This is a genomic window from Streptomyces roseirectus, assembly GCF_014489635.1.
Lineage (GTDB): Bacteria > Actinomycetota > Actinomycetes > Streptomycetales > Streptomycetaceae > Streptomyces > Streptomyces roseirectus.
On the sequence record NZ_CP060828.1, the window covers coordinates 8656094 to 8672219 of the forward strand.

General features: G+C 73.8%; 15 protein-coding genes. 5 read left to right on the plus strand and 10 right to left on the minus strand.

What is annotated here, in order from left to right:
* The first annotated feature begins 134 nt into the window (after nt 1–134).
* Both IAG44_RS37545 and IAG44_RS37550 read left to right on the plus strand, forming a co-directional pair.
* Nucleotides 135–1040: an ion transporter gene (locus IAG44_RS37545; RefSeq protein ID WP_187753028.1), complete on the plus strand. Its 906-nt coding sequence runs from the start codon at nt 135–137 to the stop codon at nt 1038–1040.
* Nucleotides 1041–1126: 86 nt separating this feature from the next.
* Nucleotides 1127–1603, plus strand: coding sequence for a MarR family winged helix-turn-helix transcriptional regulator (locus tag IAG44_RS37550; RefSeq protein ID WP_187751524.1), 477 nt, complete (start codon nt 1127–1129; stop codon nt 1601–1603).
* A 9-nt stretch (nt 1604–1612) separates the two neighbouring features.
* Here the strand turns inward: IAG44_RS37550 and IAG44_RS37555 are convergent, their stop codons facing one another.
* From IAG44_RS37555 to IAG44_RS37600, 10 genes are read right to left on the minus strand one after another with little or no spacing between them, the layout of a single operon-like run.
* Nucleotides 1613–3115 (minus strand): ABC transporter ATP-binding protein, encoded by a 1503-nt coding sequence (locus tag IAG44_RS37555; RefSeq protein ID WP_187751525.1) that lies wholly within the window; start codon nt 3113–3115, stop codon nt 1613–1615.
* A complete protein-coding gene (locus tag IAG44_RS37560; RefSeq protein ID WP_187751526.1) occupies nt 3112–3927 on the minus strand; it encodes an ABC transporter permease in 816 nt (271 codons plus the stop codon). The genes IAG44_RS37555 and IAG44_RS37560 overlap by 4 nt, the downstream gene beginning before the upstream one ends.
* Entirely contained in the window at nt 3924–4877 is a 954-nt protein-coding gene (locus tag IAG44_RS37565; RefSeq protein ID WP_187751527.1) for an ABC transporter permease, read from the minus strand. Before IAG44_RS37565 ends, IAG44_RS37560 begins: the two co-directional genes overlap by 4 nt.
* Nucleotides 4874–6433 carry an ABC transporter substrate-binding protein gene (locus IAG44_RS37570; RefSeq protein WP_187751528.1) on the minus strand — a complete coding sequence of 520 codons (1560 nt, stop codon included), beginning with the start codon at nt 6431–6433 and terminating at the stop codon, nt 4874–4876. The genes IAG44_RS37565 and IAG44_RS37570 overlap by 4 nt, the downstream gene beginning before the upstream one ends.
* Before the next feature lie 28 nt (nt 6434–6461).
* The gene (locus IAG44_RS37575; protein WP_187751529.1) at nt 6462–7238 is read right to left on the minus strand and encodes a class I SAM-dependent DNA methyltransferase; all 777 of its coding nucleotides are present in this window, start codon (nt 7236–7238) and stop codon (nt 6462–6464) included.
* 4 nt (nt 7239–7242) lie between these two features.
* Nucleotides 7243–8490, minus strand: a complete 1248-nt coding sequence (locus tag IAG44_RS37580) for an MFS transporter (RefSeq protein WP_187751530.1) — start codon at nt 8488–8490, stop codon at nt 7243–7245.
* Nucleotides 8474–9547, minus strand: coding sequence for a dipeptide epimerase (locus IAG44_RS37585; protein ID WP_187751531.1), 1074 nt, complete (start codon nt 9545–9547; stop codon nt 8474–8476). Before IAG44_RS37585 ends, IAG44_RS37580 begins: the two co-directional genes overlap by 17 nt.
* Nucleotides 9544–10623 carry a PLP-dependent cysteine synthase family protein gene (locus tag IAG44_RS37590; RefSeq protein WP_187751532.1) on the minus strand — a complete coding sequence of 360 codons (1080 nt, stop codon included), beginning with the start codon at nt 10621–10623 and terminating at the stop codon, nt 9544–9546. Before IAG44_RS37590 ends, IAG44_RS37585 begins: the two co-directional genes overlap by 4 nt.
* Complete coding sequence (locus IAG44_RS37595) at nt 10620–11426, minus strand: Rossmann-like domain-containing protein (RefSeq protein WP_187751533.1); 807 nt, start codon at nt 11424–11426, stop codon at nt 10620–10622. Before IAG44_RS37595 ends, IAG44_RS37590 begins: the two co-directional genes overlap by 4 nt.
* A complete protein-coding gene (locus tag IAG44_RS37600; RefSeq protein ID WP_187751534.1) occupies nt 11423–12673 on the minus strand; it encodes an ATP-grasp domain-containing protein in 1251 nt (416 codons plus the stop codon). The genes IAG44_RS37595 and IAG44_RS37600 overlap by 4 nt, the downstream gene beginning before the upstream one ends.
* A 159-nt stretch (nt 12674–12832) precedes the next feature.
* Here IAG44_RS37600 and IAG44_RS37605 point away from each other — a divergent pair, with 159 nt between their 5' ends.
* The 3 genes from IAG44_RS37605 to nagZ all read left to right on the plus strand — a co-directional run bounded on the left by IAG44_RS37605 (nt 12833) and on the right by nagZ (nt 16117).
* Nucleotides 12833–13381 carry an alpha/beta hydrolase gene (locus IAG44_RS37605; protein WP_246562383.1) on the plus strand — a complete coding sequence of 183 codons (549 nt, stop codon included), beginning with the start codon at nt 12833–12835 and terminating at the stop codon, nt 13379–13381.
* A 163-nt stretch (nt 13382–13544) separates the two neighbouring features.
* The gene (locus IAG44_RS44385; RefSeq protein ID WP_187751535.1) at nt 13545–14477 is read left to right on the plus strand and encodes an LAETG motif-containing sortase-dependent surface protein; all 933 of its coding nucleotides are present in this window, start codon (nt 13545–13547) and stop codon (nt 14475–14477) included.
* A 143-nt stretch (nt 14478–14620) separates the two neighbouring features.
* A complete protein-coding gene (gene nagZ / locus IAG44_RS37615; protein ID WP_246562384.1) occupies nt 14621–16117 on the plus strand; it encodes a beta-N-acetylhexosaminidase in 1497 nt (498 codons plus the stop codon).
* Nucleotides 16118–16126 lie beyond the last annotated feature (9 nt).

The window sequence follows — 16126 nt, forward strand, 5'->3', positions numbered from 1 at the left end:
TACTGTCCTGTAGAAGCCGCCGTCCTGTAGAAGTATCCCGGGTGATCACTCAACCCGCCCTCCACCGGGGCGGGTTGACCGGGTACGCCCTCTCGCACGCGTGACGAAGGAGCAAGGGCAGCAGGATGCCGCACATGCACGACCGGGCGATCGAAGCGGGCGCCGCCGAGATCGCACCACCGAACACCGCCCGCCGGGAACTGGCCGACCGCTGCCGCACGGTCGCCGAGTCCCGCTGGTTCGCCCTCACCGTCTTCGCGGTGATCCTCCTCAACGCGGCGCTCCTCGGCGTCGAGACGTACACCGGGCTCGTCGCGCGCTGGCACACGGGGTTGCGGCTGGCCGAGCACGTCTGCCTCGCCGTGTTCACCGTCGAACTGCTGATCCGGCTCGCCGCGCACGCCGACCGGCCCCGGGAGTTCTTCAAGGACCCCTGGAACCTCTTCGACCTCGCCGTCATCCTCACGACGTTCCTGCCGGTCGTCCGTGAGAACACGACGATCCTGCGGCTGCTGCGCCTCGCCCGCGTCCTGCGCAGCGCGAGGTTCCTGCCGCAGTTGCGGGTGATGCTGGTCGCGGTGCTGCGCAGCCTCCCCGGCACGCTGAGCTTCCTGCTGGTCGGCGCGCTGCTGCTGTACGTGTACGCCATGGTCGGCTGGGTGTTCTTCAGCCGCGAGGACCCCCAGCACTACGGCTCCATCGGGCGGGCCGTGCTGACCCTGTTCCTCCTGATGACCCTGGACGGCATCGGGGACGCGGTCCACAGCGGACTGGAGATCTCCCGCTGGAGCCTCGTCTACTACGCCTCTTACGTGCTGCTCGCCTCGTTCGTGCTCGTCAACGTCCTCATCGGCGTGGTGATCACCTCACTGGACGAGGCGCGGGACATGGAACGGGAGGCCGAACGGGAGGCACGCGGCCCGGAGCCGCACGCCCTGTCCGGCGACGACGCACTCCTCCTGGCCCGCATCAGCGCCGCCCGCCAGGCCCTCGACGACCTCGAACGCGACCTCGCGAGCAGCACCCGGGAGAGACCTTGACCTGAACACAAGCCTTGACCTGAATATAACTTGAGGTCCTACGGTCGAAGACGTCACCGACCGCACCGCACCCAGGGGGAACCGCCATGACGGCCCAGCACCTCACCGACGCCGAACTCGCCGCGCAGCCCGTCGCCCACTGGACGGGCCTCGCCTACGAGGCGACCCTCGCCCACATCCGCGCCCACATGGCCGAACTCGGCACTTCCCAGCCGCAGTTCTGGATCCTGCGCAACCTCTCCCGCCACGACCTCTCGCCCGACGGCCACGGCAGGACCATCCCGCAGCTCCGCGAGGCCATGGCCACCTACCTCCGCCCCGAGGACGACCTGGCCGCCGAGGCTGACCTCATGCTGGCCAAGGGCTGGCTCACTCGCGACGGCGAGGCGCGCCTGTGGATCACCGGGGCGGGCGAGGAGGCCCGCACGGAGATCCGGCGGCACGCCCCCGCCGTCCGCGCGCGGATGCACGAGGGCGTCGACGACGCCGACTACGTCACCACCGTCAAGGTGCTGCGGCGGATGATCCGCAACGCCGGCGACCCGGCCGGGGTCCTCGGCTGAGAGCCCGTGTCACGCGCCCTGCAGACGCGCCGTCGTCCGGGTCAGCGCGGCCGTGAAGGGATGCGCCGGGGCGGTCAGGATCTGCCGCGCCGGGCCCGTCTCGACGAGTTCCCCCGCGTCGAGGACCGCGATGCGGTGCGCGAGGGCGGCGGTGTCGAGGTCGTGGGTGATGAGGACGAGGGTGAGGTCGGGGCGGGTGCGCAGGAGGCCGGTGAGGGTGTCGAGGATGGTGCGGCGGGTCACCGGGTCGAGGGCCGAGGTGATCTCGTCGCACAGCAGGACACGCGGGTGGGCCAGCAACGCGCGGGCCAGCGCGGCGCGTTGGAGCTCACCGCCGGACAGGCCCGTCGGCTGACGGTCCCACAGGGACTCGGTGAGACCGAGGCCCGCCAGCGTCTCCCGCGCCTCCTCCCGCGCCGCCTCCGCGCCCGCGCCGCGCAGCCGGACCGCCGTGCGGGACACCTGGTCCAGGACCGTGCGGTGCTCGTCGAACGCGGCCCGCGCGTCCTGGAACACGTACTGCACGGCCGCGAGTTGGGCGCGCGAACGGTCACGGAGACTGCGGGGCAACCGGGCGCCGTCGAGCGTGACCTCACCGTCGTACGCGCGGTGCAGGCCCGCCAGCGCGCGGGCCAGCGTCGTCTTCCCGCTGCCCGAACGGCCCACGACGGCAAGGCACTCGCCCTGGTGGAGGGTGAGCCGGGGGACACGCACGACGTCCGCCCGGCGGTGACGTGCCGTCAAGTCCCGGATCTCCACGACGGGTTCGCCCGGTGCCGTCTCCGGAGAGGTGAACGGCCGTGCCGCGTCGAAGAGTTCACGCGTCCAGGCGTGCCCCGGGGTCAGCCGCAGGCGGTCTGCGGGCCCCGACTCGACGACCCGCCCGGCGCGCATGACGTGCACCTCGTCCGCGAGGGCGCCGACGACGTCGAGGTCATGACTGAGGAGGACGACCGCGATGCCGCGCGCGGCGAGCGCGGCCAGCTCCTCCACCACCCGGCTCTTGGTCAACGCGTCCTGACCGGTGGTGGGTTCGTCGGCCACGACCACCCGCGCCCCGAGGAGCAGGGCCTGCGCGAGGGTGACGCGCTGCTGCTGGCCCCCCGACAACTGGTGCGGGAAACGCCGCAACAGAGGCTCGGCGTCCGGGAGTTGCGCGTCCCGCAGCGCGTCCAGGACCCGTCCCCGGCGCTCCTCGCGCGGCCGGGTGCGCGCGATGTCCCGCAGCAGCGCCGAGACCCGGCGGGCCGGGTTCAGGGCGGCCGCCGGATGCTGGGGAACGTACCCGGCGCGGTCGGCGGCCCGCACCTCGCCGGTCACCGCGGCGCCGGGCGGGAACTCGCCCAGCAGCGCCAGTCCCGTCGTCGTCTTGCCGCTGCCCGACGCCCCGACCAGCGCGGTCACCCTGCCCGCGACGACCCGCAGGGACACGCCGTCGACGATCGCCCGGCCGCCGATCTCCACGCGCAGATCACGGAGTTCGGCCACGACTTCTTCGGCCCCGAGGCTCATGTACGCGCCTTCCCCTTCTCGCGGCCCGGCGCCGCCTTGCCGCGGTCGAGCGCCGCGTCGAACAGCAGATTCGTCCCCGTCGTCAGCGCGACGATCAGCAGCGCGGGCACCACCACCGCCCAGGGCTGCACGAACAGCCCCGTCCGGTTGCGGTCCACCATCACCGCCCAGTCCGCCGCGTCCGGCGCGACCCCGACGCCCAGGAAGGCGGCCGTCGCCACCAGATAGAGGACGCCGGTGAGGCGCGTCCCCGCGTCGGCGGCCAGCGTCCGTACGCCCGAGCGGGCGACATGGCCGACGGCGATCCGCCACCAGCTCTCGCCCTGCATGCGCAGCGCCTCGACGGCCGGCCGCGACGCGGTCTCCCCGGCCGCCGCCCGCACGATCCGCGCCGCGTCCGGCACGTTCACCGCCGCCACCAGCAGCGCCAGCCCCACCGCGCCCGGCGAGAACACGGCCGCCACCAGCAGGATCAGCAACAGCGACGGCACCGCGAGCAGGACGTCCAGCGGACGCATCAACGCCTCCTCCAGCCACCGCCGGTGCGTCAGCGCGCAGAACAACCCCACCGGCAGCGCCACCAGATACGCCAGCGCGGTCGCCGCGAGCGCCGTCACCACCACCGGCCGCCCGCCGTACAGGATCTGCCGGACGACGTCCCGGCCGACGAAGTCGGTCCCGAGCCAGTGCCCGCCGCCGAGCGTGAACGACGTGCCCCGGGGCCCCGGTTCACCCGCGAACAGCGGCCCGAACAGGGCCAGGACCAGCGGCACGGCGACGATGACCGCCCCGTACACGAAACGACGTCTCACGCCGCCACCTCCGCCCGCGGCGCGAACCGGTGCGCCACCAGATCCGCCCCCAGATTCAGTACGACCGTCAGCACCCCGAACACCACGGCGAGGCCCTGCACCACCGGCACGTCCCGCTCGGACACCGCGTTGAGCAGCACCGTGCCGAGGCCGGGCACCACGAACAGGGCCTCGACGACGATCACCCCGCACAGCAACCAGTCGACCGTGCGCGCCAGTTGCTGCACGGCCGGCGCGAGCGCGTTGGGCAGCGCGTGCAGATACCGCACCCGCGCCTCCGGCACCCCGTACCGCCGGGCCTGCGCCACGTACGGCGAGGCCAGCGCCTCGACCATGCCGGCCCGCACCAGCCGCGACAGCGAGCACACCGGCCGCGCCAGCAGCACGAGCACCGGCAGCACCAGCACCGCCGGATGCGCGAGGAGATCCGTGCCGTAGCCGACGGCCGTCGGCGGCAGCCAGTCCAGGCGCAGCGCGAACACCGTCACGAGCAGCACCCCGAGCGCGAACTCCGGTACCGCGTACACCCCGAGGGTCACCGAACTCGCCAACCGGTCGAGGAGGCCGCCCTCGTGACGGGCCATCAGCACCCCGAGCCCGAACCCGGCCGGGATCAGCAGCGCCAGTGTCAGCGCCGCGAGCAGCAGCGTCGGTCCGAACCCCTCGGAGAGGTACGTGGCGACCGGCCGCCCGGAGACCAGGGACGTGCCCAGGTCCCCGTGCAGCAGCCCGCCCGCCCAGGTCAGCAGCCGCTCCCCGGCCGGCTGGTCGAGGTGCATCGCCTCCCGGATCGCCGCGATCCGCGCCGGATCGGGCTGATCGCCCGCGAGGGCGACCGCCGCGTCACCCGGCAGCGCCTCGGTGAGCGCGAAGACCAGCAGCACCACGGCCACGGTCTGCGCGACGCCGAGCAGCAGCCGCCGGACGACGAAGGAACCCAGAAAGGTCACGCGAGCCACACCTTGTCGAACCGCGCCCAGCCCAGCGTGTTGGCGGGCGCCTTGGTGTCAACACCCTTGACCTGGCGGCCCGTTCCGATGATCCAGTCCGCGAACCCCCACACCAGGAATCCGCCCTCGGTGTAGAGGCGGCGCTGCATCCGCGCGTACACGGCGGCGCGTTGCGCCGGGTCGGCCGTCGACTGGGCCTGCTGGTACTGGGCGTCGAAGTCCTTGTGCCGCCAGTGCGTCGCGTTGGTCGTCGAGTCGGTCAGCAGCCGCTGCGAGATGTGCGCCTCGATGGGCATCGCGCCGGAGCGGTAGCAGGCGAGGACACCGGAGTCGAGGATGTCGCTCCAGTACGAGTCCTTGCTGCCGACGCGCACCTCGACCGTGACCCCGGCCTGCTTCGCCTGGTCGCGGAAGATCCCGGCGGCCTCCGTGAACCCGGCCGCGACCTCCGACGTGTCCAGCGTGACCTTCAGGTCCGAAGCTCCGGCTGCCTTCAGCAGGGCTCGTGCCTTCGCCAAGTCCTGGGCGCGCTGCGGGAGATCGGCCGCGTAGTACTCGTACCCCTTGCCGAACAGGTCGTTGCCGACGACGCCCGCGCCCGACAGCGCCCCGTTCACGAGTTCCTGCCGGTCGGCGATGAGGAAGAACGCCTGCCGCACCCGGGGGTCGTCGAACGGCGGCCGGTCGGTCTTCATCGCGAACGCCTGCATCGCGCTGCCGCGCAGCCGCACGATCTCGATCTGCCCGTGCCCCTCGTGCGCGCGGGCCGTCGTCGGGTTCAGCTCGTGCGCGTACTCGATCTGCCCGCCCAGCAGGGCGTTCACGCGCGCCGACTCCTCGTTCGCGACGACGAACTCCAGCTCGTCCAGGTGCGGGGCGCCCTCCCAGTAGGCGTCGTTGCGCCGGAAGACCGCCGAGCGGCCCGGCGCGAACGACACGAACCTGAACGGCCCCGACCCGACGGGCCGCTTGTCGAAGTCGGCCGCCTTGTCGGGCACGATGTACGCGCCGAACGCGGCGAGCACGTTGGGGAATTCGGCGGTCGGCCGCTTCAGCACGAACTCGATCGTCCGGGCGCCCGTCGCGCGGCTCGCGGTGAGGTCGATGGGCTCCAGGGACGCCTTCGCGCGGAACGCCTTCGCCGGGTCGGCGATGCGGCGGTAGCTGTAGAGGACGTCCTGCGCGGTGACCGGGCGTCCGTCGTGGAACTCGGCCTCGCGCAGCGTGACCTGCCAGCGGTCGAGGGTCTTGTTCGGTTCCCACTTCGCCGCGAGCCGGGGCTGGGCGGACAGGTCGGCGCCGTAGTCGGCGAGCTTGTCGTACTGCGCCTTGGCGCGGGCCGCGTCACCGAAGAGGTTCGCGAGGTGCGGGTCGAGGTTCTCGCTCGCCCCGCCGCCCGCGAACGCGGCCCGCAGCCGGCCCCCGCGCTTGGGTGAACCGCCGCCGCTGCCGGCGGACTTGCCGCCGTCGTCACCGCCGCACCCGGTGAGCGCCAGCGCGCCCAGCGAGGCCGCCCCCGCCGCGAGGAAGCCTCTGCGGCCCCAGGAGTCACGCATCTGTTCAGTCCCCAACTGTGTTCAGTCCTCAGGAAGTAGTGAGTCGAGCGATCACGTGCAGCCGGTCGGCGTCCGCCGAGGAACCCGGCAACAGGCCCTCCCGCCAAGGAGGTTCGGTCCGGGGGCCGGGCCCGTCGTGCAGTTCGAGCACGTCGAAGCCGTACGCGGCCAGCCGGTGGCGCAGCTCCAGCGGGAACAGCAGCCGCCACGCGGACCGCTGCTCGACCGGCCCGTCGTCGGTTTCCCAGACCCTGCTGCGGCGCAGGAGCTGAGCCGTGCGGTCGACGGTGAGCGTGGTCGTCGACCGGTACGAAACGCCCTGCCAGACGAAGGAGTTGACGCCCGGCGTGTCCAACAGGTCGGTCCGGCCCAGGAAGTACGCGCCGTTGCGCATCTCCGCGACGAACAGCCCGCCGGGGGCGAGCGCCCGCCGCACCGCGCGCAGGCAGCCGTCGAGCTGGTCGTCGGTGTGGCAGTACAGCAGCGCGCTGTCCAGGCACAGCACGGCGTCGAACTCGCCCGCCCCCAGGTCGAATCCGTGCAGGTCGGCCTCGACGTACGCGGGCCCGGGGTGGACGGTCCTGGCGTGCGCCAGCATCGCCTCGGACAGGTCGGCGCCCGTGACCGTGCGGCCCGCGCCGTGCAGGTACGCCGCGTCGCGCCCGGTGCCGCAGCCGAGGTCCAGGACGCACGGGCCGGCGCCGTGCCGGCGCAGGCAGTCCTCGGCCCAGCGCCCGGCCAGCCGCTCGGCGTCGGGGAAGCGGGCCTCGTACAGCGCGGGGTTGTCCGTGAGGAAGTTGCTCACCGGATCACACCCCCGCCGGGGCGGCGGCCCGCGACTCGGACGGCAGCGAGCCCAGCCGGTACATCCACGCCACCCCCGCCGCCGACAGCAGTCCGAACACCGCGCAGCACACCCACGGCAGCCAGGCGGCGTCGCCCCGCTCCCCGGTGTCCATCGCCCACCCGACGACCGCGTTGCCCACGGCCGCCGCGATGCCCGACACGACGTAGAAGATCCCGAAGTACGTGCCGGTCAGCTCGGGCCTGCCGAACCGGGGGATCAGCTCCATCACGAACGGCTGCGCGACCATCACACCGAGGTACAGCAGCAGCGTCCCGACGAGCACCGGCAGCACCCGCAGGGCCACCGGACCGTCGGAGACCCCCGCGACGACGGCCGGCGGCAGGAACCCGACGGCCATCACCCCGAGCCCCACCGCGATCCAACGCGCCCTGTTCCCGCGCTCCTTGAGCATGGCGGTGATCCGCAGTTGCAGCGCGAGGTTGGCGAGGGTGCCGACGAGGAACACGATGCCCGCGGCCCCGTCCCAGCCGGTCGCCCGGCGTGCCCCGTCCGGCAGCAGCAGGTAGAGCTGGTTCTCCAGGGTGAACATGCCGACCATCGCCAACGCGAAGGCCAGGAAGGCCCGTTGGCCCAGCACCTCGCGCCAGTCCCCGAGGACCGTGCCCTTGCTCGGCGCGACCTCGCGGGCGGGCAGCACCAGCGCCTGCGCGACGGTGAGGGCCGCGAAGATCCCGGCGGCGGTCAGCGCCGACGTCCGGAAGTCCACCAGCAGCAGCGCGCTCCCCAGCAGCGGGCCGACCAGCGCGCCGGCCGTCGCGAACACGTTGAACAGCGCGAACGCCTCCGCCTTGCGCTCACCGGACTCCTGCGAGACGTACGCCCGCACGGCCGGGTTGAACAGCGCGCCCGCGAACCCGCTCAGCACGGACGCGGCCAGCAGCACCGGCAGGCTGTCTCCGAGCGCGAACAGCGCGAACCCGACGGTCCGCAGCGCGCACCCGGCGATGATCACCCCGCGCGCCCCGAGCCGGTCGGACGCGGAGCCGCCGATGATGAACAGGCCCTGCTGGCTGAGGTTGCGCACCCCGAGGACCACCCCGACCACGGCGGCCGACAGCCCCAGGTTCTCCCCGAGGTGCGTCGCGAGATACGGGATCAGCAGGTAGAAACCGGTGTTGACGCCGAACTGGTTGACCAGCAACAACTGGACGGCGAGCGGGAATCGCCGCATCTCACGCCACGTGCGCACGCGCGGCCTCCTCACCGGAACCGGACGCCGCACCGGAGTCGGCGGGGACAACTCCCAGACCCGGCAGCCCACTTGCCCGCACGACCCCGTCCTCGCCCCCGATACCCCGCCAGGGATCGCGAGCCAGCAGCAGATGCCCGTCGAGGTCCACCCACCGCGCCCGGTCCGCGAGATGCACCGCGGGCGCGATCCCGAGCGTGCTCGCCGTGAGGCAGCCCAGCATCAGCGACGTCCCGCTGCCCTCGATCGACTCCGCGATCCGCAGGGCCGCCCGGACGCCCCCGCACTTGGCGAGCTTGACGTTCACCCCCTGCACCCGCCCGGCCAGCCGCCGCACGTCCTCGATCCGCACGGCGTCCTCGTCGGCGATCACCGGCACCGGCGAGGCGGCCGCGAGAGCGCCCAGCCCCTCCGGGTCACCGGGCGCCACCGGCTGCTCGACCGCCTCGACGCCGAGCGCCGCGAACCGGGGCAGCAGCTCCCGGGCCTCCGCGAGGCTCCACGCCCCGTTCGGGTCCAGCAGCACCCGCACCCCGGGCGCCGCGTCACGGATCACCCGGACGCGCTCCAGGGCCTCGTCACCGGCCCCGGCCTTCACCTTGAGGACGCCGAACCCGCGCGCGGCCAGCGTCCGGGCGTCGGCGGCGGCCTTCTCGGGCGGGACGATGCCGATCGTGCGCGCGGTCGAGGCGACCGGCCGCTCGGGCGTGCCGAGCAGTGCGTGCACGGGCCGGCCGGCCCGTTTGCCGACAAGGTCGAGGAGCGCCGACTCGACGGCCGCGGTGACCGCCGGGGGAGTGTCGTCGCCGGTCAACCCGGCGTCGTCCAGGGCGGTTTCGGGGTCGGGGTAGCGGGTGAGGTCCACGGCCGACAGGTGCCGGGTCAGGGTCTCGGCGTCGAGGCCGTAGTAGACGCTGCTGACGGCCTCGCCGTGGCCGCGGACGCCGTCGGCGTCCGCGACGGTCAGCCAGACCGCGTCGCGGGCGGACATGGTGGAGCGGGAGATGCGCAGCGGCTCGGCGAGGTCGAGGCGTACGGTGCGCAGGGTGGCCTTCACGGCGTCCTTTCAAGAGACTTGAGGGGGTCGGTGACGCGGGTGCAGCGCGCCCAGCCGACGGCTTCGGCGGCCGACGGATGCGGGATCTCCACCGGGCGGGTCGCGGCCGTGGCGGGCGTGATGCCGTGCGCGGCGGCGAAGTCGTCGTCGAAGACGGTGCCCAGGTAGCGGTGCGGGCCGTCCGGGAAGACCGTCGCGACGACCGCGCCCGGGTGGACGCGGGCCGCCCAGGCGGCGACCCGCGCGACGGCGCCCGTGCTCCAGCCGCCGCTGACGAAGCTCTCCCGGGCCAGCCTGCGGCAGCCGTCGACGGCCTCGGCGGGGCCGACCCAGTGGACCTCGTCGAACGCGTCGTAGGCGACGTTGCGCGGGTGGATGCTGCTGCCGAGGCCGCGCATGAGCCGGGGCCGCGCGGGCTGGCCGAAGATCGTGGAGCCGGTGGCGTCCACCCCGATCAGCCGCAGCGCGGGCCAGTGCCGGCGCAGCGGACCGATCACCCCGGCGCTGTGCCCGCCGGTGCCGACGCTGCACACCAGGATGTCGACGTGGTCGAGCTGGACGGCGAGTTCGGCGGCGAGCGAGGCGTAACCGGCCGTGTTGTCGGGGTTGTTGTACTGGTCGGGCCAGTAGGCGTCCGGCAGCACCGCCAGCAGCTCGCGCAGCCGGGCCAGCCGTGCCGCCTGCCAGCCGCCGACGGGCGCCGGACGGTCCACGAGTTCGAGCCGGACCCCGTGCGCGCGCAGCAACTGCCGCATGGACGGCTCCAGTTCGCTGTCGCCGACGAGCACCACCGGATGCCCGAGCGCCTGCCCGGCGAACGCGAGTCCGACGCCGAGCGTGCCCGACGTGGACTCCACCACCGGTGCGCCCGGCCGCAGTTCACCCCGCTCCCGGGCGCCGAGGAGCATCGACACGGCGGCCCGCGCCTTCATCCCGCCCGCCGCGAGCCCTTCCAGCTTCGCCCAGAAACCGGGGTGCGGTCCGGGCAGCCCCGCCGTGATCCGCACGACGGGCGTACGGCCGAGCAGTTCCAGCAACTCCGGGCGGGCCAGGGCCCGTCGGGCGGCGGTGGTCATCGCTCGCCCCCCGCCCGGTAGCGGTGCAGCAGGCCCGGTCCGCCGTCCAGCCAGAAGAACGGGTACGGCTCCGCGCACACCGCGCTCACCCCGTGCCCGAGGAAGTGCGGCAGGATCGCGCTCCCGGTCTGCGCGAACATCACCAGGGGCCGCCCGGCGGCGCGTTCGCGCAGCGCGTCGAACGTGCCGTTGCCCAGCGTCATCCCGGACACCAGCAGCGCGTCGCAGCCCTCCAGCGCCGCGAGCGCGTCGGTCGCGACCGGCTCGCCCCACTCCGTCGTCCCGCCCTTGAGATCGCACGCCACATACCGCAGCCCGCGCGAACGCAAGTCCTCCAGCAGGGAGTTGACGACCCCGACGACCAGGACGACGGACCCCTCGGGGACGTCGAGCAGGTCGACGACGGCCCGTGCGCGCGCCCGTGACTTCTCCAGCGAGGTCCCGGCGGGCAGGGCGACGGTGTCGCCGCCGTGCGGGACGGTGTGCATGAGGTACGCGTCCAGGGCCGCGACCCGCACCGGCAGCAGCGGGTGCGTGAGGAGGTGGGCGACGTCGGCGCCGACACAGTCGTCCAGCGCCTCCTCGGGCAGCGCGCCCGGCTCGACCGCGCAGGAGCCGGTGGCCTCGCCGATGCGCAGGCTCAGCACCTCGTTGCGGTAGCCGGTGCCGCGCCCGTCGTGCCGGACGGCCTGCTGGGTGCGGAAGGCGACGGCGACACGGACGTCCGCCGGGTCGGGGCCGATTCCGCCGCGCAGCGCCCGGTCCAGGAGCGCGTCGAACGAGGTCCGGGTGAGCGCGGTCACCGGATCACCAGACCGGAGCGCAGCGCGGCCAGGGCCGATTCGACGCGGTCGCGGGCGCCGAGGCCGTCCGCGTCGCCCGCCATGACGTGGCCCAGGTACTCGTTGTTGCTGCCCGCCGCCTTCACCTGCCGTCCGGGCTCGGCGAGTTGGACCTCCAGGAGGTCACCGGGGAGCGATGCGCCGTCCAGCGCTTCGAGGGTGCCCGAGACCTCCGGGACGACGAAGCCGATCGCGGCGCTGGTGAGGCCGGTGTCCTTGCGGGCGAGGTCGGGGGCGGTGCCGAGGGCGACGTCGACGAACGCGGCGGCGAGGTCGATCCCGGTGACGTGGCGGACCAGTTCGGTGATGCGGTTGCCCGCCGGACGCGGGTTGACCTCGACGATGCGCGGGCCGGACGAGGTGAGCTTGACCTCGGTGTGCGCGACGACGCCGGCCACCAGGCCCAGTGCCTTCAGCGCGGCCAGCGCGGTCTGTTCGGCGGCCTCGGTGTCGGCGGCGCTCAGCGCGGCGGGGAACATGTGGCCCGTCTCGATGAACGCGGGCGCCCCGCCGACGCTCTTGTCGGTCACGCCGATCACCTGGACCGAGCCCGCGTGCGACACCGTCTCGACGCTCACCTCGGGGCCGTCGAGCAGTTCTTCGAGGAGGACGGCCGGATCGCGGCGCTGGCCACGGGCGTTGACCGGGAAGGCGGCCAACGCGCGGAAGGCGTCCGCGAGTTGGGACTCGTCGTCGACGCGGCGGACGAACATGCCGGCGCACAGGTCGACCGGCTTCACGACCAGCGGGTAGCCGATCTCCCGGGCGGCGCGGGCGAGTTCGGCCCACTCGGCGTGGACGGCGAAACGCGGTCCTGGGACCCCGGCGTCGGTGAGGACCCGGCGGGTGGCGTCCTTGCGGCACGCGTTCTCCACGGCTTCGGCGCCGGGCCCCGGCAGACCCAGGTGGGCGGCGATCCGGGCGACCGCCGGGAGGTAGTAGTCGCAGGACGTGATGACGCCGTCGAAGCCGAACACGCCGTGCAGGCGGGCGACTTCGGGCAGCAGGGCGTCCGTGTCGTTGGTGTCGGCGGTGATGACGTGGCGGGCGCCGAGCAGCGGGTGTGCCGTGCCCTCGGGCGCCGAGCGCAGGTAGTGGTGCAGATCGCGGGTCAGGAACGTGAACGTGTGCCCGCTCTCCCGGATCGCCCGCGGCAGCAGTCTGCTCATCGAGCCGACCCAGCTCTCTACCACCAACAGATGAGCCACGACTCCCCTTTCCAGGACTGGAGTTGAGTTCTTGGCGCAGGACGGAGCGCGCCTTCGCGGAAGGCGGCTCCGGTTGTGACCCGGACACGTTATCGATAATCATTTTCATTGTCACCCAGTTCTCCGATGACCGTCCGATGGCCGTCCGAAGAGACTCCCTTGACCTTCCTGCCGCGCCGCGTGACCGTCCCCGACGGCATCCGTGCCCACCCCCACGACGGCGCCATCGACGGACTGCGCCTGCCCGCGCCCTTCGACGGGTCCGCCTCGCGGAACTACGAGGCCGCCAACCGGATCGTGAAGTGCGCCGACGGACCCGGCCCGGCCCCCGCCCGGATCCTCGCCGACCGGTGCCGCCTGCACCGCCTCGCCCCCGCGCCGGTGCTCACCGGCATGGAGGCCGCCGCCTGCGCGTACTGGACCTACCGCCCCGCCCACCGGACCGCACTCGGCAACCCCGGCGCCCCGCCCCTGATCCTCGTCTCCTCCGTGCACGACCCCGTCACCCCGGCCGAGGGCGCCCGCGCGCTGCGCCGGCTGCTGCCCGGGTCCCGGATCGTCACCCTCGACGACGACTACTCCCACGGCGTGTTCGCGAGCCGGGGCAACGGATGCGTCGACACGACGGCCGCCGCCTACCTCGTGGACGGCACCGTGCCGACGGCCGACGTCCGGTGCGCGGGCCCCGGACTGCCCGCCGTGAACTGACGGTGACGCGGTCGTACGACCGGCCGCACAGGGGAGCCGATGACCAGCGGTTGGCACCCCCTTTACGGGCCGGGGCATCGAATTGACGTTCGTCGTGGACGTCGAAGATGATCGCGGCGAGATCCACCTCCCACACGATCCACTCACTGCACAGAGGCTCAACTTGTCCCGTACGCAGTACTCCACGTCGCGGCGCGCCAGAAGCCTGGCGCTGCTCGCGGCGACGGCCTTCGCCACCTCCGCCGCGCCCCTCCTCTTCGCGGCCCCGGCGAACGCCACGACCGGTGCCGACTGCTCCGCCGCCACCATCCAGTACCGCCTGGCGGGCGGCGACTGGACCTCCACCGGCGGCTTCCGCACCTGGAGCTCCGGCCTCGACAAGGTCGAGGTCCGCCTGGCGGCCGGCCAGCAGATCGGCGCCGACTGCAAGTACCCCGTCTCGCTCGCCGAGTACACGACCGAGGGCCCGAGCTGGGCCACCTCCGGCACGCAGACCCTCGTCGACAAGGCCACCGTCTACCTCGGCGCCGACGACGTCGCCGGCCAGGACGACACCGGCCGCACCTGGCAGCAGCTCAGCGTGAAGACGCCCGACTGCTACGGCCAGATCGACCTCTACGGCGACGACGTCACCTACGACGGCGGCACCGGCGAGGGCCACGGCCCCGCGCCCTACCAGCCCGGGAACGTCGCCACACCGCAGCACCTCATAGCCGCGTGGAACGGCGGCGACAAGAAGTGCGCGGCCGAGGAGACCCCCTCGACGCCGCCGTCGACGCCCGGCGTCCCCGAGGAGCCCAGCACCCCGCCGGCCTCCCCGACCCCGACCCCGCCGTCCGCCGGCGAGGTCACCCCGCCCGCGCCCACCACCCCGGGCTCGGACGAGACCCCGCCGACCACGCCCGAGGTGCCGCCGCTGACGTCGACCCCGCCGGCCACGCCGTCGCCGTCGCCCAGCGCGTCCACGCCGCCGCTGGCCGAGACCGGCGCGAGCACGCCGGTCGGGCCGATCGCGGGCGGGGCCGCGGCGGTCGTCGCCATCGGCGCGGGCGCCCTGTACTTCGCGAACCGCCGCAAGAAGGGCGCCGCGCAGTAGGCGTGATGTAGCTGCCTGGCTTCGAAGGGCCTCTCCGTCCGAGACGGGGAGGCCCTTCTGCGTGCCCTTTCTGTGGCGCCGGATGAATGATCAAATCCTGTCGCTTGTTGACTTTCGGTTCGGTGAGCCAGAGGATTCCGGGGGTGACCCCATCTGCGCGCCCCGCCCTCCCCGCCGCCCTCGACGAGGCCGCCCACCGCTGCCTCGTCGCCGGTTTCGCCGGGACGACCACCGTGCCCGACGACCTCGTAGAGCTGATCCACCGAGGGCTCGGCGGGGTCATCCTCTTCACCCGCAACATCCGCGACGCCGACCAGGTACGCGAGCTGACGTCCACCCTGCGGAACCTGCGGTCCGATCTGCTGATCGCCATCGACAACGAGGGCGGCGGGATCGGCCACCTCGTCACCGCCGGGGCGCCCGAGGTGCCCGGCAACTACGCGCTCGGCGTCGTCGACGACCCCGCGCTGACCGCCGCCTGCGCGGACGCGCTCGCCGCGCACCTCGCGAGCCTCGGCATCGGGGTGTCGTACGCGCCCGTCGCGGACCTCCAGCACCGGGGGGAGAACCCCATCGTCCGCACGCGCGCCTTCGGGTCCGACCCTGCCGTGGTCGCCCGGCACCTTGAGGCGTGGATCTCCGCGACCGAGGCGCGGGGGGTGGCGTCCTGCGCGAAACACTTCCCCGGACACGGGGGGACCGTCACCGACAGCCACTACGAACTCGCCGTCGACCCCCGGGAGTCGACGGAGCTGGACCTCGCGCCGTTCCGGGCGGCGATCGGGGCGGGGGTGCCCATGCTGATGAGCGCGCACGTGGTGTTCCCGGCGCTCGACCCCGCGCTGCCCGCGACCCTGAGCCCTTACATCCTCGGGGAGTTGCTGCGCGGGGAGCTGGGGTTCGACGGGGTGCTCGTGAGTGACGCGCTGGAGATGAAGGCCATCGCCGACGGGTACGGGGAGGCCGCGGGGGCCCGGCTCGCGCTGGCCGCCGGGGCGGACCAGGTGATCGTCGCCGTACCGGAGTTGGCGACCACGCTGGCGTGCCGGGACGCGGTGCTCGGGGCGCTGCGCGACGGCTCGCTCGGCGAGGAACGGGTGGGGGAGGCGGCGGCCCGCGTGCGGCGGCTCGCCGACCGGTACGCGACACCCGCGGTGCCGGGTGAGGCCGGTTCGGAGGAGGCGGGGCTGGCGGCCGCCCGACGGGCCGTGGACAAGGGGGAGTTGGCGTCCGCGGTGGCGGGGGCGTACGTCGTGGACCTGTTCCCCCGGCCCCACCCCGCGCTGAACTGGGGCGGGGAGAGCCTGGTGAGCGCCGTGCGGGAGGTCGACCCGGGCGCGGACGGGGTGGCGGTCGCCGGGGAGCCCGAGGACCGGGAGGAGGCGGTGGCCGAGGTGCTGAAGGAGGCCGCCGGGCGGCCGTTGGTGGTGGCCACCTGTGACGCCGAGCTGTATCCGTGGCAGGGGTGGGTGAAGAAGGCGCTGGTCGCCGCGCGGCCGGACGCGGTGCTGGTGGCGACCGGGCTGCCGGGGGCCGGGGACGCGGGGGCCGTGCTGTCCTACGGGCGGGGGAGGGTGAACCTGCGGGCCGTGGCCGAGGTGGTGGCGGAGCCGCGCACCGGCACGGCTCCGCGCCCCTGACCGCGCGCC

Coding starts and splice junctions, on each gene's coding strand:
- IAG44_RS37545 (WP_187753028.1), top strand. CDS start 135: ATGCACGACCGGGCGATCGAAGCGGGCGCCGCCGAGATCGCACCACCG.
- IAG44_RS37550 (WP_187751524.1), top strand. CDS start 1,127: ATGACGGCCCAGCACCTCACCGACGCCGAACTCGCCGCGCAGCCCGTC.
- IAG44_RS37555 (WP_187751525.1), bottom strand. CDS start 3,115: ATGAGCCTCGGGGCCGAAGAAGTCGTGGCCGAACTCCGTGATCTGCGC.
- IAG44_RS37570 (WP_187751528.1), bottom strand. CDS start 6,433: ATGCGTGACTCCTGGGGCCGCAGAGGCTTCCTCGCGGCGGGGGCGGCC.
- IAG44_RS37590 (WP_187751532.1), bottom strand. CDS start 10,623: ATGACCACCGCCGCCCGACGGGCCCTGGCCCGCCCGGAGTTGCTGGAA.